At 58.6% G+C, this 17,817-nt stretch carries 24 protein-coding genes; 21 read left to right on the forward strand and 3 right to left on the reverse strand.

What is annotated here, in order from left to right:
• Positions 1-10 precede the first annotated feature (10 nt).
• The 17 genes from rplX (at position 11) to bfr (ending at position 9,012) form a co-directional block, all read left to right on the forward strand.
• Entirely contained in the window at positions 11-325 is a 315-nt protein-coding gene (rplX, locus tag ACKLLE_RS13335) for a 50S ribosomal protein L24 (RefSeq protein ID WP_009397501.1), read from the forward strand.
• Positions 326-345: 20 nt separating this feature from the next.
• Positions 346-885, forward strand: coding sequence for a 50S ribosomal protein L5 (rplE, locus tag ACKLLE_RS13340; RefSeq protein ID WP_009397500.1), 540 nt, complete (start codon positions 346-348; stop codon positions 883-885).
• Between the two features lie 13 nt (positions 886-898).
• Entirely contained in the window at positions 899-1,204 is a 306-nt protein-coding gene (gene rpsN, locus ACKLLE_RS13345; protein WP_009397499.1) for a 30S ribosomal protein S14, read from the forward strand.
• Positions 1,205-1,411: 207 nt separating this feature from the next.
• Entirely contained in the window at positions 1,412-1,804 is a 393-nt protein-coding gene (gene rpsH / locus ACKLLE_RS13350; protein ID WP_009397498.1) for a 30S ribosomal protein S8, read from the forward strand.
• Positions 1,805-1,816: 12 nt separating this feature from the next.
• Positions 1,817-2,350 (forward strand): 50S ribosomal protein L6, encoded by a 534-nt coding sequence (gene rplF / locus ACKLLE_RS13355; protein WP_009397497.1) that lies wholly within the window; start codon positions 1,817-1,819, stop codon positions 2,348-2,350.
• Positions 2,351-2,360: 10 nt separating this feature from the next.
• Positions 2,361-2,711, forward strand: a complete 351-nt coding sequence (gene rplR, locus ACKLLE_RS13360; RefSeq protein ID WP_009397496.1) for a 50S ribosomal protein L18 — start codon at positions 2,361-2,363, stop codon at positions 2,709-2,711.
• A 3-nt stretch (positions 2,712-2,714) separates the two neighbouring features.
• Complete coding sequence (gene rpsE / locus ACKLLE_RS13365; RefSeq protein WP_009397494.1) at positions 2,715-3,215, forward strand: 30S ribosomal protein S5; 501 nt, start codon at positions 2,715-2,717, stop codon at positions 3,213-3,215.
• A 2-nt stretch (positions 3,216-3,217) separates the two neighbouring features.
• Complete coding sequence (gene rpmD / locus ACKLLE_RS13370; RefSeq protein ID WP_009397493.1) at positions 3,218-3,394, forward strand: 50S ribosomal protein L30; 177 nt, start codon at positions 3,218-3,220, stop codon at positions 3,392-3,394.
• A gap of 3 nt (positions 3,395-3,397) precedes the next feature.
• Positions 3,398-3,832 (forward strand): 50S ribosomal protein L15, encoded by a 435-nt coding sequence (gene rplO / locus ACKLLE_RS13375; protein ID WP_009397491.1) that lies wholly within the window; start codon positions 3,398-3,400, stop codon positions 3,830-3,832.
• Positions 3,833-5,164 (forward strand): preprotein translocase subunit SecY, encoded by a 1,332-nt coding sequence (secY, locus tag ACKLLE_RS13380; RefSeq protein ID WP_009397489.1) that lies wholly within the window; start codon positions 3,833-3,835, stop codon positions 5,162-5,164.
• Between the two features lie 26 nt (positions 5,165-5,190).
• Entirely contained in the window at positions 5,191-5,307 is a 117-nt protein-coding gene (gene rpmJ / locus ACKLLE_RS13385) for a 50S ribosomal protein L36 (protein WP_002555468.1), read from the forward strand.
• 131 nt (positions 5,308-5,438) lie between these two features.
• Entirely contained in the window at positions 5,439-5,795 is a 357-nt protein-coding gene (rpsM, locus tag ACKLLE_RS13390) for a 30S ribosomal protein S13 (protein WP_009397487.1), read from the forward strand.
• A gap of 30 nt (positions 5,796-5,825) precedes the next feature.
• Complete coding sequence (gene rpsK / locus ACKLLE_RS13395; RefSeq protein WP_002555466.1) at positions 5,826-6,215, forward strand: 30S ribosomal protein S11; 390 nt, start codon at positions 5,826-5,828, stop codon at positions 6,213-6,215.
• A 15-nt stretch (positions 6,216-6,230) separates the two neighbouring features.
• Positions 6,231-6,851: a 30S ribosomal protein S4 gene (gene rpsD, locus ACKLLE_RS13400; protein WP_009397470.1), complete on the forward strand. Its 621-nt coding sequence runs from the start codon at positions 6,231-6,233 to the stop codon at positions 6,849-6,851.
• A 22-nt stretch (positions 6,852-6,873) separates the two neighbouring features.
• Positions 6,874-7,875 carry a DNA-directed RNA polymerase subunit alpha gene (locus ACKLLE_RS13405; protein WP_003186012.1) on the forward strand — a complete coding sequence of 334 codons (1,002 nt, stop codon included), beginning with the start codon at positions 6,874-6,876 and terminating at the stop codon, positions 7,873-7,875.
• A gap of 42 nt (positions 7,876-7,917) precedes the next feature.
• Positions 7,918-8,304, forward strand: coding sequence for a 50S ribosomal protein L17 (rplQ, locus tag ACKLLE_RS13410; RefSeq protein ID WP_009397469.1), 387 nt, complete (start codon positions 7,918-7,920; stop codon positions 8,302-8,304).
• 243 nt (positions 8,305-8,547) lie between these two features.
• Positions 8,548-9,012, forward strand: coding sequence for a bacterioferritin (gene bfr, locus ACKLLE_RS13415; RefSeq protein WP_064302107.1), 465 nt, complete (start codon positions 8,548-8,550; stop codon positions 9,010-9,012).
• A 65-nt stretch (positions 9,013-9,077) separates the two neighbouring features.
• On the opposite strand, the gene uvrA is transcribed toward bfr, so the two are convergent.
• Positions 9,078-11,912: an excinuclease ABC subunit UvrA gene (uvrA, locus tag ACKLLE_RS13420; protein ID WP_420058241.1), complete on the reverse strand. Its 2,835-nt coding sequence runs from the start codon at positions 11,910-11,912 to the stop codon at positions 9,078-9,080.
• A gap of 129 nt (positions 11,913-12,041) precedes the next feature.
• Here uvrA and ACKLLE_RS13425 point away from each other — a divergent pair, with 129 nt between their 5' ends.
• From ACKLLE_RS13425 to ACKLLE_RS13440, 4 genes are all read left to right on the forward strand, one after another.
• A complete protein-coding gene (locus ACKLLE_RS13425; RefSeq protein ID WP_064302105.1) occupies positions 12,042-13,436 on the forward strand; it encodes an MFS transporter in 1,395 nt (464 codons plus the stop codon).
• Positions 13,437-13,445: 9 nt separating this feature from the next.
• Positions 13,446-13,961 carry a single-stranded DNA-binding protein gene (locus ACKLLE_RS13430; RefSeq protein ID WP_009397464.1) on the forward strand — a complete coding sequence of 172 codons (516 nt, stop codon included), beginning with the start codon at positions 13,446-13,448 and terminating at the stop codon, positions 13,959-13,961.
• A 227-nt stretch (positions 13,962-14,188) separates the two neighbouring features.
• Positions 14,189-14,605 (forward strand): hypothetical protein, encoded by a 417-nt coding sequence (locus ACKLLE_RS13435; RefSeq protein WP_064302104.1) that lies wholly within the window; start codon positions 14,189-14,191, stop codon positions 14,603-14,605.
• Positions 14,606-14,638: 33 nt separating this feature from the next.
• Complete coding sequence (locus tag ACKLLE_RS13440) at positions 14,639-15,082, forward strand: hypothetical protein (RefSeq protein ID WP_158467725.1); 444 nt, start codon at positions 14,639-14,641, stop codon at positions 15,080-15,082.
• 200 nt (positions 15,083-15,282) lie between these two features.
• On the opposite strand, the gene ACKLLE_RS13445 is transcribed toward ACKLLE_RS13440, so the two are convergent.
• Complete coding sequence (locus ACKLLE_RS13445; RefSeq protein ID WP_420058242.1) at positions 15,283-16,272, reverse strand: asparaginase; 990 nt, start codon at positions 16,270-16,272, stop codon at positions 15,283-15,285.
• Between the two features lie 94 nt (positions 16,273-16,366).
• Positions 16,367-17,809: an alanine/glycine:cation symporter family protein gene (locus tag ACKLLE_RS13450; RefSeq protein WP_064302101.1), complete on the reverse strand. Its 1,443-nt coding sequence runs from the start codon at positions 17,807-17,809 to the stop codon at positions 16,367-16,369.
• Between the last annotated feature and the right edge of the window lie 8 nt (positions 17,810-17,817).

A 17,817-nucleotide genomic window follows, 5' to 3' on the forward strand; every position in this document is an offset into this window, starting at 1 on the left:
GAGATCCGACATGCAAAAGATTCGTCGTGACGACGAGATCATCGTGATCGCCGGCAAAGACAAAGGTAAGCGCGGTAAGGTGCTGAAGGTTCTCGCTGACGACCGTCTGGTCGTTGGTGGGATCAACCTGGTGAAGCGTCATACCAAGCCTAACCCGATGTCGGGCGTACAGGGCGGTATCGTCGAGAAAGAAGCGCCACTGCACGCTTCCAACGTCGCCATCTTCAATGGTGAAACCAACAAGGCTGACCGCGTTGGTTTCAAAGTAGAAGACGGCAAAAAAATTCGTGTCTTCAAGTCGACCCAAAAAGCGGTTGATGCTTGAACACTGCTAGGTAGAAGACCATGGCACGACTGAAAGAGATTTATCGGAAGGAAATCGCTCCCAAGCTTAAGGAAGAACTTAAGCTGGCGAACGTGATGGAAGTTCCGCGCGTTACCAAGATCACCCTGAACATGGGTCTGGGCGAAGCGATCGGCGACAAGAAAGTCATCGAGCACGCTGTTGCCGACCTGGAAAAGATCACCGGCCAGAAAGCTGTCGTGACCTTCGCCCGGAAATCCATCGCTGGCTTCAAAGTCCGCGAAGGCTGGCCGATCGGCGTCAAAGTCACCCTGCGCCGCGATCGTATGTACGAGTTCCTGGACCGCCTGCTGGCGATCTCCCTGCCTCGGGTTCGCGACTTCCGCGGCCTGAATGCCAAGTCCTTCGATGGTCGTGGCAACTACAGCATGGGCGTGAAAGAGCAGATCATCTTCCCGGAAATCGACTACGACAAGATCGATGCTCTCCGCGGTCTGGACATTACCCTGACCACCACGGCTCGTACGGATGATGAAGGTCGCGCTCTGCTGCGCGCTTTCAAATTCCCGTTCCGCAACTGATTGGAGTAGGAAAATGGCCAAGAAGAGCATGAAAAACCGTGAGCTGAAGCGTCAGCTGACGGTCGCTAAATACGCCAAGAAGCGTGCTGAGCTGAAAGCAACCATCGTGAACCTGAACGCAAGTCCAGAAGAGCGTTTTGCTGCTGTCGTAGCTCTGCAGAAGCAACCACGTGACGCCAGCGCTGCGCGCCTGCGTAACCGTTGCCGCCTCACCGGTCGTCCACATGGCGTTTACCGCAAGTTCGGCCTCGGCCGTAACATGCTGCGTCAAGCAGCAATGCGCGGTGACGTTCCAGGTCTGGTCAAGGCCAGCTGGTAAGACGTACCGGCAGCGTCCTGGTGGCGGAGGAGAGATCTTCCGACCACTGGTGATCTTGCATCGAAGCAAGCCCCTTTTGGGGCTTGTTTCGTTTCAGGGATGTGTCTAGAATGATCGGCTCACCTGAGCCCGGGTTTTCTCGCGCGCCTCAAGGTGACAGTAGTAGCCGAAAGGCTAATTTTTTTGTGTATCAGGAGCGTCTAGCCCATGAGTATGCAGGACCCGTTAGCGGACATGCTAACTCGCATCCGTAATGCCCAGATGGCTGAAAAGTCCGTCGTAAGCATGCCTTCTTCGACTCTGAAGGTTGCGGTCGCCAAAGTTCTGAAGGACGAAGGTTACATCGCTGGTTACCAGGTAACCGCCGATGCCAAGCCATCGCTCTCCATCGAGCTGAAATACTTCGAAGGCCGTCCGGTCATCGAAGAAGTCAAGCGCGTAAGCCGTCCTGGCCTGCGCCAGTACAAGTCCGTCGATGAGCTGCCGAAAGTACGTGGCGGCCTGGGCGTGTCTATCGTCTCCACCAACAAAGGTGTGATGACCGATCGTGCTGCGCGCGCTGCCGGTGTTGGCGGCGAAGTTCTCTGCACAGTGTTCTAAGGGGGGATAAGCATGTCTCGCGTCGCTAAGAACCCCGTTAAGCTGCCAGCCGGTGTCGAAGTCAAATTCGCTGGCCAGCAGCTTTCGGTGAAGGGTGCCAAGGGCACTCTCGAACTGAATGTTCACTCGTCCGTAGAAGTGATCGAAGAAGCTGGTGAGCTGCGTTTCGCTGCTCGCAACGGCGATCAACAAACCCGCGCTATGGCCGGTACCACCCGCGCCCTGGTAAACAACATGGTCCAAGGCGTAAGCCAAGGCTTCGAGCGCAAGCTCCAGCTGGTCGGTGTTGGTTACAAGGCACAAGCCAAAGGCAACGTGCTGAACCTGGCGCTCGGCTTCTCGCATCCAGTGGATTACGAACTGCCAGCCGGTATCACCGCTGAAACTCCTAGCCAGACCGACATCCTGATCAAGGGTATCGACAAGCAGCTGGTAGGTCAGGTGGCCGCTGAAATCCGCGACTTCCGTCCGCCAGAGCCTTACAAAGGCAAGGGTGTGCGTTACGCGGACGAAGTAGTCCGTCGTAAAGAAGCCAAGAAGAAGTAGGGCATAGCAAATGACCGACAAAAAAGTTACTCGTCTGCGTCGCGCTCGCAAAGCACGCCTGAAAATGCACGAACTCGAAGTCGTGCGTCTGTGCGTGTTCCGCTCCTCGCAGCACATCTACGCCCAGGTCATTTCGGCCGACGGCAGCAAAGTCCTGGCCAGTGCCTCGACTTTGGACAAAGAACTGCGTGATGGCGCCACCGGCAACATCGACGCGGCCACTAAGGTTGGCAAGCTGGTAGCTGAGCGTGCGAAAGCCGCCGGTGTATCTCAAGTTGCCTTTGACCGTTCCGGCTTCAAGTACCATGGCCGCGTTAAAGCGCTGGCTGATGCTGCTCGTGAAGGCGGGCTGGAGTTCTAAGTTATGGCAAATAACGATCAAAAGCGCGACGAAGGCTACATCGAGAAGCTGGTTCAGGTTAACCGCGTTGCCAAGACCGTAAAAGGTGGCCGTATCTTCACCTTCACCGCGCTGACCGTGGTAGGTGATGGCAAGGGCCGTGTTGGCTTCGGCCGTGGCAAGTCGCGCGAAGTTCCAGCTGCGATCCAGAAAGCCATGGAAGCCGCTCGCCGCAACATGATTCAGGTCGACCTGGATGGCACTACCCTGCAGTACGCCACCAAGTCCGCCCATGGCGCGTCGAAGGTCTACATGCAGCCTGCTTCGGAAGGTACCGGTATCATCGCCGGTGGCGCAATGCGTGCCGTCCTGGAAGTTGCTGGCGTTCAGAACGTCCTGGCCAAGTGCTACGGCTCGACCAACCCTGTAAACGTGGTTTACGCCACCTTCAAGGGTCTGAAGGCTATGCAATCTCCTGAGTCCATTGCTGCCAAGCGCGGCAAGAGCGTTGAGGAGATCCTCTGATCATGGCTACCGTTAAAGTAACGCTGATCAAAAGCACCGCCGGCCGCCTGCCTAACCACAAACTGTGCGTTAAGGGTCTGGGTCTGCGTCGCATCGGTCACACTGTAGAAGTCCAGGATACTCCCGAGAACCGCGGGATGATCAACAAGGCTTACTACATGCTGCGCGTCGAGGGTTAATCGATGAAACTCAATGATCTGAGTCCAGCGCCGGGTTCCCGTCGCGAGAAGCATCGTCCGGGTCGTGGTATCGGTAGCGGTTTGGGCAAGACTGGTGGCCGCGGCCACAAAGGTCAGACCTCCCGTTCCGGTGGCACCATTGCTCCAGGCTTTGAAGGCGGTCAACAGCCGCTGCACCGTCGTCTGCCGAAGTTCGGCTTCGTTTCCCTGAAAGCCATGGACCGCGCAGAAGTGCGTCTGTCCGAGCTGGCCAAGGTGGAAGGCGACGTGATCACCGTTCAGTCCCTGAAGGACGCCAACGTGATTAACCAGAACGTACAGCGCGTGAAAATCATGCTGTCCGGCGAAGTTACTCGCGCGGTCACCATCAAGGGCATCGCAGCCACCAAGGGTGCGCGTGCGGCTATCGAAGCAGCTGGCGGCAAGTTCGAGGAATAAATGGCTAAGCAAGGTGCTCTCTCTTCGCTCGGCAAAGGCGGGATGTCTGAACTTTGGGCTCGTCTGCGTTTTCTGTTCCTGGCGATTATCGTCTATCGGATAGGTGCGCATATCCCAGTTCCAGGTGTTAACCCGGACCGGCTGGCGGAACTGTTTCGACAGAATGAGGGGACCATTCTTAGCTTGTTCAACATGTTTTCCGGCGGTGCGCTGGAGCGCATGAGCGTATTTGCGCTGGGGATCATGCCGTACATTTCGGCGTCGATCATCATGCAGCTCATGACTGCTGTCAGCCCACAGCTGGAACAGTTGAAGAAGGAAGGTGAATCTGGCCGTCGCAAGATCAGCCAGTACACCCGCTACCTCACCGTTATCCTGGCGTTGGTCCAGGCCACTGGCATGTCCATTGGTCTTGCCGGTCAGGGCGTGGCGTTTTCTGCAGGCTTCGGCTTCCATTTCGTTGCGGTTTCCACTTTCGTGGCTGGCGCAATGTTCATGATGTGGCTGGGTGAGCAGATCACGGAGCGCGGTGTGGGCAACGGTATCTCGATGCTTATCTTCGCAGGTATCGTTGCCGGTCTTCCGAGAGCAATCGGGCAGTCTTTCGAGTCTGCACGTACGGGTGATATCAACATCTTCGCCCTGGTCGCTATCGGTCTGCTGGCAGTAGCGATTATCGGTTTCGTGGTCTTCATCGAGCGTGGTCAGCGTCGTATTGCTGTTCACTACGCCAAGCGTCAGCAGGGCCGCAAGGTCTTCGCTGCGCAGACGAGCCACTTGCCGCTGAAAGTGAACATGGCTGGTGTCATTCCGGCCATTTTCGCAAGCAGCATTCTGCTGTTTCCGGCTTCGCTGGGTTCCTGGTTCGGCCAGTCCGAAGGTTTGGGCTGGTTGCAGGATGTAGCGCAGTCGATCGCTCCTGGTCAGCCGTTGAACATTTTGCTGTTTAGTGCAGGGATCGTTTTCTTCTGCTTCTTCTACACAGCGCTGATGTTCAATCCGAAGGACGTAGCGGAAAACCTTAAGAAGTCCGGTGCCTTTATTCCGGGTATCCGTCCTGGTGAGCAGTCCGCACGCTACATTGATGGCGTTCTGACTCGTCTGACCATGTTCGGTGCTCTTTATATGACGGCCGTGTGCCTGCTGCCCCAGTTCCTGGTCGTGGCTGCAAACGTTCCGTTCTACCTTGGCGGGACCTCGTTGCTGATTGTGGTAGTGGTTGTGATGGACTTTATGTCCCAAGTACAATCGCACCTCGTTTCGCACCAGTACGAATCCCTGATGAAGAAAGCCAACCTGAAAGGCTACGGTGGCAGCGGTCTGCTGCGCTGAAACCCCTAAGGTTCGAGGAGTTGGTGATGAAAGTTCGTGCATCGGTCAAAAAACTGTGCCGTAACTGCAAGATTATTCGCCGCGAAGGTGTGGTTCGAGTAATTTGCAGCGCGGAACCGCGTCACAAGCAGCGCCAAGGCTGAGTGTGATCTGTGCTTCAAACCCAGCAGCTAGTGTGCTGCTGGGTTGATTATTTGTTTCTACAGCGATATTATCTCGCGCCCTATTTCTTGGCTTCCGGGGCGTAGGTAGCTGTCAATTGGAGTCCCACTGAATGGCCCGTATTGCAGGCGTTAACATTCCAGATAACAAGCATACTGTTATCTCGCTGACCTACATCTATGGTGTTGGTCGCACTACTGCACAGAAAATCTGTGCAGATGCTGGTGTAAACCCAGCCGCTAAGATCAAGGATCTGAGCGACGAGCAGATTGAACAGCTGCGTGGCGAAGTCGCGAAGTTCACCACCGAAGGTGACCTGCGTCGTGACATCAACATGAAAATCAAGCGTTTGATGGACCTGGGCTGCTACCGCGGTCTGCGCCATCGTCGGGGTCTGCCAGTACGCGGTCAGCGTACCAAGACCAATGCACGTACCCGCAAGGGTCCGCGTAAGCCGATCCGCAAGTAATCGCACCAGCGAATCGACAGGAATTTAGACATGGCAAAACCTGCTGCTCGTCCTCGTAAAAAAGTCAAAAAGACAGTGGTTGATGGCATCGCCCACATCCACGCGTCTTTCAACAACACCATCGTGACCATCACCGATCGTCAAGGTAACGCTCTGTCCTGGGCTACCTCCGGCGGTTCGGGTTTCCGTGGTTCCCGCAAATCGACCCCGTTCGCTGCTCAGGTAGCTGCTGAACGTGCAGGTCAAGCTGCGCTGGAATACGGCCTGAAGAACCTCGACGTAAACGTCAAGGGCCCAGGTCCGGGTCGTGAATCCGCTGTTCGTGCACTGAACGGCTGCGGCTACAAGATCGCCAGCATCACCGACGTGACGCCAATCCCGCACAACGGGTGCCGTCCGCCGAAGAAGCGTCGCGTGTAATCAGGAGACAGATAAATGGCACGTTACATTGGTCCAAAATGCAAACTGTCTCGTCGTGAAGGCACCGACCTGTTCCTGAAGAGCGGCGTTCGCGCTCTGGAATCGAAGTGCAACATCGAAGCAGCCCCAGGTATCCACGGCCAGCGCCGTGGCCGTCAGTCCGACTACGGCACCCAGCTGCGCGAGAAGCAAAAAGTCCGTCGTATCTATGGCGTTCTCGAGCGTCAATTCAGCGGTTACTACAAGCAGGCAGCGGCCAAGAAAGGCGCTACCGGCGAGAACCTGCTGCAACTGCTCGAATGCCGTCTGGATAACGTCGTATACCGTATGGGCTTCGGCGCTACCCGTGCTGAATCCCGCCAGCTGGTTTCGCACAAAGCGATCAGCATCAACGGCAAGACTGTAAACGTTCCGTCCTACCAAGTTCGTCCGGGTGACGTGGTCGCAGTTCGCGAGAAATCGGCGAACCAGCTGCGCATTGTTCAAGCCCTTGAACTGTGTGCTCAGCGTGGCCGCGTTGAGTGGGTTGACGTGGATGCTGCCAAGAAGTCGGGCGTTTTCAAGAACGTTCCTGCTCGCAGCGACCTGTCTGCCGACATCAACGAAAACCTGATTGTCGAGCTCTACTCCAAGTAAGGGCTAGAAAATAGGTGCATCCATGCAGATTTCGGTAAATGAGTTCCTGACGCCCCGCCACATCGATGTGCAGGTCGTCAGTCCAACCCGCGCTAAAATCACGCTCGAGCCTCTCGAGCGTGGTTTCGGCCATACCCTGGGCAACGCGCTGCGCCGCATCCTGTTGTCCTCCATGCCTGGCTGTGCAGTAGTCGAGGCCGAGATCGATGGCGTACTCCACGAGTACTCCGCGATCGAAGGTGTACAGGAAGACGTCATTGAAATCCTGTTGAACCTGAAAGGCCTGGCTATCAAACTGCACGGTCGTGACGAAGTTACGCTGACCTTGTCGAAGAAGGGTTCGGGGGTGGTTACCGCTGCCGATATTCAGCTGGATCATGATGTCGAGATCGTTAATCCCGATCACGTAATCGCTAACCTGGCGTCCAACGGCGCCCTGAACATGAAGCTCACCGTAGCTCGTGGTCGTGGTTATGAGCCGGCCGATTCGCGTCAGAGCGATGAGGATGAAAGCCGCAGCATCGGTCGCTTGCAGCTCGATTCCTCGTTCAGCCCGGTTCGCCGTATCGCATACGTGGTGGAAAACGCCCGTGTCGAGCAGCGTACCAACCTGGACAAGCTGGTTATTGATCTGGAAACCAACGGTACCCTGGATCCTGAAGAGGCAATCCGTCGTGCTGCAACCATTCTGCAACAGCAGCTGGCTGCATTCGTCGACCTCAAAGGTGACAGCGAGCCCGTGGTAGTCGAGCAGGAAGACGAGATCGATCCGATCCTGCTTCGTCCGGTTGACGATCTGGAATTGACCGTACGTTCGGCCAACTGCCTGAAGGCGGAGAACATCTACTACATCGGCGATCTGATTCAGCGCACCGAAGTAGAGCTGTTGAAGACTCCGAACCTCGGCAAGAAGTCCCTGACTGAAATCAAGGACGTTCTGGCTTCCCGTGGTCTGTCCCTCGGCATGCGCCTCGACAACTGGCCGCCTGCAAGTCTTAAGAAAGACGACAAGGCGACTGCCTGATCGTCGTAATCACCGAACGTAGTGTTTGGTAAGGAATGAATCATGCGTCATCGTAAAAGTGGACGTCACCTGAGCCGTACCAGCTCTCACCGCAAGGCCATGTTCCAGAACATGGCGGTGTCGCTGATCGAGCACGAGCTGATCAAGACCACCCTGCCAAAAGCCAAGGAGCTGCGTCGCGTTGCCGAGCCGCTGATCACCCTGGCTAAAGAAGACAGCGTTGCTAACCGTCGTCTGGCTTTCGACCGTACCCGTTCGAAAGAAGCCGTTGGTAAGCTGTTCAACGATCTGGGCAAGCGCTATGCCACCCGTCAGGGCGGCTACCTGCGTATCCTCAAGTGCGGTTTCCGCGCTGGCGATAACGCACCTATGGCGTACGTCGAGCTGGTTGATCGTCCAGTCGGTGGCTCGGTAGAAGCCGCTGAGTAAGACGAACAGTCTTCTACAAGAAACCGGGCCTAGTGCCCGGTTTTTTGTTTTCAGCATTTCGAGAATGAAAAGCACTCTTGCGGCAAAGTCGAAATGATAAGAAGAACTCGCCTCATTTGGCGGGTATTTCAATGAAAATCACTACTGTTCACCGGCTTTTTTACGTATTTTTGCGCATTTTCCAGTGACCTGCCGGTCATCCTGGTTCACACTATCGACTTTCAAACAGGGAGATGCGGGACGATGCAAGGTCACCCGGACGTAATCGACTACCTCAACACGTTGCTGACGGGCGAACTGGCGGCACGCGATCAGTACTTCATCCACTCGCGCATGTACGAGGACTGGGGCTTCAGCAAGCTCTACGAGCGTATCAATCACGAGATGGAAGAAGAGGCACAACACGCCGATGCCCTGATCCGACGCATCCTCATGCTCGAAGGCACTCCGCGCATGCGTCCTGATGATCTGGATGTCGGTACCAGCGTACCGGACATGATCGCCGCTGACCTGCGCCTGGAATACAAGGTTCGGGCCGCGCTGTGCAAAGGAATCGAGCTGTGCGAACTGCACAAGGACTACATCAGCCGCGATATCCTGCGCCAGCAATTGGCCGATACCGAGGAAGATCACACCTACTGGCTGGAAAAGCAGCAAGGCCTGATCAAATCCCTGGGCCTGGAAAACTACCTGCAATCGCAGATGTAATTCCCGGCGCAAATGAAAAGCCCCTGTCGCTCAACACGACAGGGGCTTTTTCGTAGGTGTTGCCCTCAGGCGCGGTCGCGTTCCAGCAACGGCTTGAGATAGTGCCCGGTGTGGGACTGTTCCATCTTCGCCAACTCCTCCGGCGTGCCGCAAGCGATGATCTGACCGCCCTTGGAGCCACCCTCGGGACCCAGGTCTACAAGCCAGTCGGCGGTCTTGATCACGTCCAGGTTGTGTTCGATCACCACTACGGTGTTGCCGTGGTCGCGCAGACGGTGCAGCACGTCCAGCAATTGCTGGATATCCGCGAAGTGCAGGCCGGTGGTCGGCTCGTCGAGGATATACAGGGTTTTGCCGGTATCCCGCTTGGACAGCTCGCGGGACAACTTGACCCGCTGCGCCTCGCCTCCGGACAGGGTGGTGGCCGACTGTCCGAGCTTGATGTAGGAAAGCCCGACGTCCATGAGCGTCTGCAGCTTGCGCGCCAGCGCCGGCACCGCATCGAAGAACTCCCGCGCTTCCTCGATGGTCATCTCGAGCACTTCGTGGATGTTCTTGCCCTTGTACTTGATCTCAAGGGTTTCACGGTTGTAGCGCTTGCTCTTGCACACATCGCAAGGAACATAGATGTCCGGCAGGAAGTGCATCTCCACCTTGATCAAGCCATCGCCCTGGCACGCCTCGCAGCGGCCGCCCTTCACGTTGAAGGAAAAGCGTCCCGGACCGTAGCCTCGGGAGCGAGACTCCGGCACCCCGGAAAACAATTCGCGGATCGGGGTGAACAACCCCGTGTAGGTCGCCGGGTTGGAACGAGGAGTACGACCGATCGGGCTCTGGTCGATATCCACCACCTTGTCCAGGTGCTGCAGGCCGTCACAGCTGTCATGAGCGGCCGCCTCCAGCGTGGACGCCCCGTTGAGGGCAGTCGCGGCCAGCGGGAACAGCGTGTTGTTGATCAAGGTCGATTTGCCCGAGCCGGAAACGCCGGTGACACAGGTCAGCAGGCCGATCGGGATCTCCAGGTTGACGTTCTGCAGGTTGTTGCCCCGCGCGCCCTTGAGCTTGATCGACAGCTTCTTGTTGCGTGGTGTGCGCTTGGCCGGAACGAGGATCTTCTTGCGACCGGACAGGTACATGCCGGTCACCGAATCAGGATGAGCCATGACCTCGTCCGGAGTACCTTCGGCCACGATCTGACCACCATGCACACCGGCACCCGGGCCGATGTCCACCACATAGTCGGCCAGACGGATCGCGTCTTCGTCATGTTCCACCACTATCACCGTGTTGCCGATATCGCGCAGGTGGTTGAGGGTTGCCAGCAGGCGGTCGTTATCGCGCTGGTGAAGGCCGATGGAGGGCTCGTCGAGGATGTACATCACCCCGACCAGGCCGGCACCGATCTGGCTGGCAAGGCGGATGCGCTGGGCTTCGCCACCGGACAGGGTGTCGGCACTACGGTCGAGGGTCAGATAATCGAGTCCGACGTTCACCAGGAACTGTAGGCGTTCACAGATTTCCTTGAGAATCTTGTCAGCGATTTCTCCGCGGCGTCCGGTCAGTTTCAACCCGCCGAAGTAATCGCTGGCCTCGCCGATCGGCAGACCGGTGACGGCCGGCAAGGTCTTTTCACCAACCCACACATGCCGGGCCTCACGGCGCAGGCGGGTGCCACGGCAATCCGGGCAGGGCTGGGTGCTGAGGAACTTGGCCAGTTCCTCGCGAACGGTGGCGGACTCGGTTTCGCGGTAGCGCCGCTCCAGGTTCGGCACGATGCCTTCGAAGGGGTGTGAGCGCTTGACGATATCGCCGCGATCGTTGAGGTACTTGAAGTCCACGTTCTGGTTGCCGCTACCGTGCAGGATGGTCTTCTGCTGGTCCGCAGGCAGTTCTGCGAAGGGCTTTTCCAGGCTGAAACCGAAGTGCGCGGCGAGCGATCCGAGCATCTGGAAATAATAGACATTGCGTCGATCCCAGCCACGGATGGCACCTTCCGCCAAGGTCAGCTCGGCATTGACCAGGCGCTTGACGTCGAAGAACTGCTTGACCCCCAGGCCGTCGCAGGTCGGGCAGGCACCGGCCGGGTTGTTGAAGGAGAACAGCTTGGGCTCCAGCTCGCTGATGGCGTGGCCGCAGATCGGGCAGGCGAAACGGGCGGAGAAAATCATTTCCTCGCCAGGCTCGTCGTCCATCGGCGCGACCAGGGCGATACCGTCTGCCAGGTTCAGCGCGGTCTCGAAGGACTCGGCCAGGCGCTGCTGCAGATCGGCACGGACCTTGAACCGATCCACCACCACATCGATGCTGTGCTTTTTCTGTTTGTCGAGCTTGGGCAATTCATCCAGCTCGAACAGCTTGCCGTTGACCCGTGCACGCACGAAGCCCTGGGCGCGCAGTTCCTCGAAGACCGCCAGGTGTTCGCCCTTGCGCTCGCGCACCACCGGCGCCAGCAGCATCAGCTTGCAGCCTTCGGGCTGGGCCAGGACCAGGTCGACCATCTGGCTGACGGTCTGGGCCTCCAGCGGAATATCGTGATCCGGGCAGCGTGGCGTACCTACGCGGGCGTACAGCAGGCGCAGGTAGTCGTAGATCTCGGTGATGGTGCCGACGGTGGAGCGCGGGTTGTGGGAGGTGGATTTCTGCTCGATGGAAATCGCCGGCGACAGGCCCTCGATGGTATCGACGTCGGGCTTTTCCATCATCGACAGGAACTGCCGGGCGTACGCCGACAGCGATTCCACATAGCGCCGCTGGCCTTCGGCATAGAGCGTATCGAAAGCCAGGGACGACTTGCCGGAACCGGACAGCCCGGTAATCACGATCAGTTTGTCGCGAGGCAGAGTCAGGTCGATGTTTTTCAGGTTGTGGGTGCGAGCCCCACGAATCAGGATCTTGTCCACTACGGCCTCGCTTGGCGGGCATAAACGCAGAAGTATACGGGGCGTGGCCATTACGCGGCAAAGCGTCGCGTAGATGCCGTTAACCGATGGGACTGGTAGAATCGCCGCCGGTTCACACGAGGTATATCCATGCACGATCCCCACAGCGAACGCATGAGCGGCAGCGAAACCCGCGCCGCAGGCGGCCTGGCCCTGGTGTTCGCCTTCCGTATGCTGGGCATGTTCATGGTCCTGCCGGTGCTGGCGACCTATGGCATGGACCTGGCCGGTGCCACGCCGGCCCTGATTGGCCTGGCGATCGGCGCCTACGGCCTGACCCAGGCGGTCCTGCAGATTCCTTTCGGGATCATTTCCGACCGCATAGGCCGACGTCCGGTGATCTACCTCGGCCTGGTGGTCTTTGCGCTGGGGAGCGTGCTGGCGGCCCAGGCCGATTCGATCTGGGGCGTGATCGCCGGACGCATCCTGCAAGGCGCCGGGGCGATCTCGGCGGCGGTGATGGCGCTTCTGTCGGACCTGACCCGCGAGCAGCATCGGACCAAGGCCATGGCCATGATCGGCATGAGCATCGGTCTTTCGTTCGCCGTGGCGATGGTCGTCGGGCCGTTGCTGACCCGCGCGTTCGGTCTTTCGGGGCTGTTCCTGGCGACGGCGGCGATGGCACTGGTCGGGATTGCCTTGATCGCCTTCGTTGTTCCGGCGTCCAACACCCAGCTGCATCATCGCGAGTCCGGCGTAGCCAGGCAGGCGCTTGGTCCGACGTTGCGCCATCCTGATTTGCTGCGCCTGGATGTGGGTATCTTCGTCCTGCACGCGATCCTCATGGCCAGCTTCGTCGCACTGCCACTGGCCTTCGTCGAGCGTGGCGGGCTGCCCAAGGAACAGCACTGGTGGGTGTACCTGACGGCATTGCTGATTTCATTCTTCGCAATGATTCCGTTCATTATCTATGGTGAAAAAAAGCGCAAGATGAAACGCGTCCTGCTGGGCGCGGTCAGTGTCTTGCTCCTGACGGAGCTGTTTTTCTGGGAGTTGGGGAACAGCCTGTCGGCGCTGGTGATCGGAACCGTCATCTTCTTCACCGCCTTCAACCTGCTGGAAGCGTCGCTGCCTTCGTTGATCAGCAAGGTGTCGCCCGCTGGCGGCAAGGGCACGGCGATGGGGGTCTACTCCACCAGCCAGTTCCTCGGGGCGGCGCTGGGCGGGATTCTCGGTGGATGGCTGTTCCAGCATGGTGGGTTGGCAACCGTATTCCTGGGGTGTGCAGCTTTGTGCGCGATCTGGCTCGTGGTTGCTGTTACCATGAACGAACCACCTTATGTAACGAGCCTGCGCATGCCGTTGTCGCCCGAGGCGCTGCGCGAAGCGGGCTTGTCCGAGCGCCTGAAGGCCGTGCCGGGTGTGACCGACGCAGTGGTGGTCGCTGATGAAGCTGCCATCTACATCAAACTTGATACACAAATTTTGGATCGCTCGACCCTGGAACGCCTGGTCAATCCGGCGTCCGCGGCGAGTGAAGCCTAGGAGAACGTTATGGCCCGTGGGGTTAACAAAGTCATTTTGGTCGGCACCTGTGGCCAGGATCCTGAAGTTCGCTACCTGCCGAACGGTAACGCAGTCACCAACCTGAGCCTGGCTACCAGCGAGCAGTGGACCGACAAGCAGACCGGTCAGAAGGTCGAGCGTACCGAATGGCACCGCGTCTCGATGTTCGGCAAGGTCGCCGAGATCGCTGGCGAGTACCTGCGCAAGGGTTCCCAGGTCTACATCGAAGGCAAGCTGCAGACCCGCGAGTGGGAAAAAGACGGCATCAAGCGCTATACCACCGAAATCATCGTCGACATGCAGGGCACTATGCAGCTGCTCGGCGGTCGTCCGCAGAACCAGGACGGTGGTGCCCCGCGTGACAACTACAACCAGGCGCCACAGCAGGCTCCACGCCAGCAAGCCCAGCGTCCGCAACAGGCTCCGCAGCGTCCTGCTCCTCAGCAGCCAGCGCCGCAGCCGGCTCCGGATTTCGACAGCTTCGATGATGATATTCCGTTCTGATTTGTAAAATTCGGAACTGAAAATCCTGAAACCCCGCGAGTTTTCTCGTGGGGTTTTTATTTGTCGAAAATATAAGAATTCGGCTAAGGCTGTGTGAATATGCACTTTTTAAAAATGGTTTTTTTACCTTGCTTGTAGGACTTTTCTGAATTTCCAGTCGTGCTGGCTGGCCATGATCGAAAAGGGCTGCGTGGATGTAGTATCGGCTCCTTTTATGGAGTCTGAAAATGTCCGAGCAAGATGCCCAGAAAGCAAAGCTGAAAGTTGTCATTCCGGAAGAGAGTGAAGAATTTCAGGTGCCAGGCTTTGCGGAGGCCTATGCTGCCTTTATTGACGAAGATCCTTCCCGCAAGGTCGAGCCAAACTATCTGGCGTTAGCATTTTTGGTGATCGGTGGAGTTATGGCTCTTATCGGGGCATGGAATCTGCTGGTCGGCCCTGCCAGTATGGCGAGCAAAGCCTTGTCGGCTATAGGCAGCCTCATAATGCTCGCTGCTGTGAAGCTTTCCGGCGACGCGGCGGGAGTTTCTCCTGCGCAGTATCTGGCCCGCGAGTATGCGTTGTTTGATGATGAGGGACCGCTTAGTGAAGGCTACGCGCCCGTCAAATACCTGGGTGAAGGTAAGTTCCGTGTCAAATATTGAATCGCTGCTGAAGCTGCATCGGGTGGTGGAGTAGTGGCGAAAGTTAAAATTGAAATCCCCTCGGCTGGAGAGGAGTTTCAGGTCTCACGCTTCGCTGAAATGTATGAAAATTTTCTGAGTGCCAATCCTTCTGCTAGGCCCAGGCTCAGACTGTTTGCTCTGCTGCTTGTTGTTGTGGGTGTTCTTGCCGTAATTAATGGGCTGCTTGCTTTCGCGGTGGGCCACAGATACCTGATAGTGAAACTGATCGATGGTACGTTTGACGTGCAGTACATTAGAGTTCACTTGGTTTTTGTCTTTCTTCTTGGTGTCTCTGTTCTATTGATCGGCTTGGCGATGTTCAAGGACGGGGCAGGTGTCTCCGCAGAGCAGTTTCTGGCTGAAGAATACGAACTGGTTGGCGAGGGCGGTGTGCTATCGGATCGTGGCCCTTGTCTCCAGTATCTGGGCGAAGGCCAGTTTTTGGTCAAGCGCTGATTCAACCTCGGAGGTTGCCCTCGAGGTTCTCGCTGAGGTGATCCCTTTGGGAGTTCACGCAGAGGACAGGTCTTGAGCTAGGCGCGGTCCTTGCTGGATGGCTTTGGGGCCGCTTTGCGGCCCTTGGCGGGCAAGCCACGCTCCGAGACCGTCTTGGTCAGAAGTCTGCCCATCGACGCGAGATGCCCTGAAGCCAGGCGTCAAGCCCGCTCCCCACACATATCCAGTGCAAACCAATGCCGCGCCGTCGCCAGGTCCAGCCCGGCCCCGAGCAAGCCGAACATCTTGCCCAGCGCCGCTTCCCGGGTCATGCCGCCGCCAGAGACCAGCCCGGTATCCCGCAGTCGGCTCCCCGCCTCGTAGATATCGAACACCACGCTGCCTTCCATGCATTGGCTGATCGCTGCTACCAGCACCCCGCGCTGGCCCGCATCGCGCAAGGCGTCCAGCAGCGCCTCGTCATCCGACGGTCCGGTGCCGCTGCCGTAACACTCCAGCAGCAGGCCCTTAACCCCGGTCTCCAGCAGCGCTCGCACATGAGCCGCCTGGATCCCCGGGTACATCGGCAGCACGGCCAGGTTCACCGGCGATCGCGGCTGACAGTAGCTGAGCATGGTCGGTAATTCCGCCGCCCGTTCGCCTTCGCGATGACGGGGCAGGGCGGCGAATGCATCGAAGGCCTCGCTGCGCAGCTTGCTGGCGCGTACACCAGACATCAGCTTGCCAGCGAAGAACAACTGCACGCCGTTCTCCAGCCCTTGGGTGAACAGCGCCAGCGCGCCGGCGAGGTTATCCCAGGCATCGCTGTCCGGGGCGCCGGCAGGCAGCATCGAGCCGGTCAGCACCACCGGCACGTCAAGGCCAAGGAGAAGGAACGACAAGGCCGCTGCGCTGTAGGCCAGGGTGTCGGTGCCATGCAGCAACAGCACGCCATCGTGACCGTCTTGCTTCACCGCTCCGACGATGGCATCGCGCATTGCCAGCCAGTTGCCCTGCTGCATGTTGGCGCTGTCGAGCAGCGGCGACATTTCCTGCAAGCGCCAGTCGGGGCGTGGTGCCTCGGGGTGAGCGTCCAGCCAGGCACGCATGCGCGCCTCGAAACCGCCCGCCGGGGCCAGCCCCTCGGGCGTTTGCAGCATGCCGATGGTGCCGCCGGTGTAGAGGACGAGGAGATTCTTGACTGCGCGCATAAGGGGATTTCCAAAGCAAAAACAGAAAAATCGGGCAAAAAAAAGCCGCCCGCGAAGGGGCGGCTCTCTTTCTGGAGCGAGAAGCGGGTCGAACTTAGCGCTGGGTTTGCGCTGCGCCGGCAACGCTGGTGTCGGCGGCTTCAGCCTTGACACCTTCCGGCCAGGCGGCACGGTCCAGGTCCAGGTCGGCGAACTTGGCGGAGTCGAACACCGGCTGCGAGATACCAGCCTTGCGTTGCTCGTCGTAGTCGCGCATCACCCGCAGGCCGACCTTGAACAGCAGGGCCAGGGCCATCAGGTTGACGAAGGCCAGGCAGGTCATGGTGATGTCGGCGAAGGCGAACACGGTGCCCAGGTTCTGCACCGAACCCCAGACGATCAGCGCCAGGACCAGGGCGCGGTAGCCCATCAGTACCATGCGGTTACGGGTCAGGAACTGCAGGCTGTTCTCGCCCAGGTAGTAGTTGTAGAGGATGCAGGTGAAGACGAACAGCGACAGGGCGACGCTGACGAAGATGCGACCCCAGTCACCGACGACTGCGGCCAGGGAGTTCTGGGTCAGGACAATGCCGTCGCCTTCGAAGCCCGGCGTGTAGAAGCCCGACAGCAGGATCAGCAGTGCGGTGCAGGTGCAGATGACGAAGGTGTCGAGGAATACGCTGAATGCCTGCACTACGCCCTGGGCGCCCGGGTGCTTCACGGCGGCGACGGCGGCGACGTTAGGCGCGCTGCCCAGGCCGGCTTCGTTGGCGAATACGCCACGCTTCACGCCCATGACGATGGCGCTGCCCAGCAGGCCGGCGAAGGCTGGATCCAGGCCGAAGGCGCTTTTGAAGATGGTTTCGAGCATGGCCGGAACGTGGTCGATCTGGGTGCCGATCACATACAGGGTGACGCCGATGTAGGCCAGGGTCTTGATTGGAACCAGCAGGTCGGAAACTGCCGCGATGCGCTTGATGCCGCCGACGAATACGATCGCCAGCAGGATGGCCAGGGCGATGCCGGTGTGGTTCGGCGCGAAGCCGAAGGCGTTTTGCAGCGAGTGGGTCACGGTGTAGGACTGCAGGCCGTTGAAGGCGAAGCCGTAGGTGACCAGCAGCAGCAGGGAGAACACCACGGCCATGCCCTTCAGCTTCAGGCCATGCTGGATGTAGTACGCCGGACCACCACGGTACAGGCCATCGCCATCGGCGCGCTTGTAGACCTGGGCCAGGGTACATTCGAAGAAGCTGCTGGACATACCGACCAGGGCAGTGACCCACATCCAGAATACGGCGCCCGGGCCGCCCAGGGTCACGGCGATACCGACACCGGCGATGTTACCCGCACCAACCCGACCGGCCAGGCTCAGCATCAATGCCTGGAAAGAGCTCAGCTGGCCAGCCTGGCCGCGCAACGATTCCTTGAATACACCGAACATGTGGCCGAAATGGCGGAACTGGACGAAACGGGAGCGGATGGTGAAATAGCTACCCAGTCCGACGATGAGCACGATGAGGAGTTTCCCCGAAAGGAAATCGTTGAGCGCTTCGAGCATGGAAGTGA

The organism is Pseudomonas bharatica (assembly GCF_048586865.1).
Classification (GTDB): Bacteria; Pseudomonadota; Gammaproteobacteria; order Pseudomonadales; family Pseudomonadaceae; genus Aquipseudomonas; species Aquipseudomonas bharatica.

Coding starts and splice junctions, on each gene's coding strand:
- rplX (WP_009397501.1), top strand. CDS start 11: ATGCAAAAGATTCGTCGTGACGACGAGATCATCGTGATCGCCGGCAAA.
- rplE (WP_009397500.1), top strand. CDS start 346: ATGGCACGACTGAAAGAGATTTATCGGAAGGAAATCGCTCCCAAGCTT.
- rpsN (WP_009397499.1), top strand. CDS start 899: ATGGCCAAGAAGAGCATGAAAAACCGTGAGCTGAAGCGTCAGCTGACG.
- rpsH (WP_009397498.1), top strand. CDS start 1,412: ATGAGTATGCAGGACCCGTTAGCGGACATGCTAACTCGCATCCGTAAT.
- rplF (WP_009397497.1), top strand. CDS start 1,817: ATGTCTCGCGTCGCTAAGAACCCCGTTAAGCTGCCAGCCGGTGTCGAA.
- rplR (WP_009397496.1), top strand. CDS start 2,361: ATGACCGACAAAAAAGTTACTCGTCTGCGTCGCGCTCGCAAAGCACGC.
- rpsE (WP_009397494.1), top strand. CDS start 2,715: ATGGCAAATAACGATCAAAAGCGCGACGAAGGCTACATCGAGAAGCTG.
- rpmD (WP_009397493.1), top strand. CDS start 3,218: ATGGCTACCGTTAAAGTAACGCTGATCAAAAGCACCGCCGGCCGCCTG.
- rplO (WP_009397491.1), top strand. CDS start 3,398: ATGAAACTCAATGATCTGAGTCCAGCGCCGGGTTCCCGTCGCGAGAAG.
- secY (WP_009397489.1), top strand. CDS start 3,833: ATGGCTAAGCAAGGTGCTCTCTCTTCGCTCGGCAAAGGCGGGATGTCT.
- rpmJ (WP_002555468.1), top strand. CDS start 5,191: ATGAAAGTTCGTGCATCGGTCAAAAAACTGTGCCGTAACTGCAAGATT.
- rpsM (WP_009397487.1), top strand. CDS start 5,439: ATGGCCCGTATTGCAGGCGTTAACATTCCAGATAACAAGCATACTGTT.
- rpsK (WP_002555466.1), top strand. CDS start 5,826: ATGGCAAAACCTGCTGCTCGTCCTCGTAAAAAAGTCAAAAAGACAGTG.
- rpsD (WP_009397470.1), top strand. CDS start 6,231: ATGGCACGTTACATTGGTCCAAAATGCAAACTGTCTCGTCGTGAAGGC.
- ACKLLE_RS13405 (WP_003186012.1), top strand. CDS start 6,874: ATGCAGATTTCGGTAAATGAGTTCCTGACGCCCCGCCACATCGATGTG.
- rplQ (WP_009397469.1), top strand. CDS start 7,918: ATGCGTCATCGTAAAAGTGGACGTCACCTGAGCCGTACCAGCTCTCAC.
- bfr (WP_064302107.1), top strand. CDS start 8,548: ATGCAAGGTCACCCGGACGTAATCGACTACCTCAACACGTTGCTGACG.
- ACKLLE_RS13425 (WP_064302105.1), top strand. CDS start 12,042: ATGCACGATCCCCACAGCGAACGCATGAGCGGCAGCGAAACCCGCGCC.
- ACKLLE_RS13430 (WP_009397464.1), top strand. CDS start 13,446: ATGGCCCGTGGGGTTAACAAAGTCATTTTGGTCGGCACCTGTGGCCAG.
- ACKLLE_RS13435 (WP_064302104.1), top strand. CDS start 14,189: ATGTCCGAGCAAGATGCCCAGAAAGCAAAGCTGAAAGTTGTCATTCCG.
- ACKLLE_RS13445 (WP_420058242.1), bottom strand. CDS start 16,272: ATGCGCGCAGTCAAGAATCTCCTCGTCCTCTACACCGGCGGCACCATC.
- ACKLLE_RS13450 (WP_064302101.1), bottom strand. CDS start 17,809: ATGCTCGAAGCGCTCAACGATTTCCTTTCGGGGAAACTCCTCATCGTG.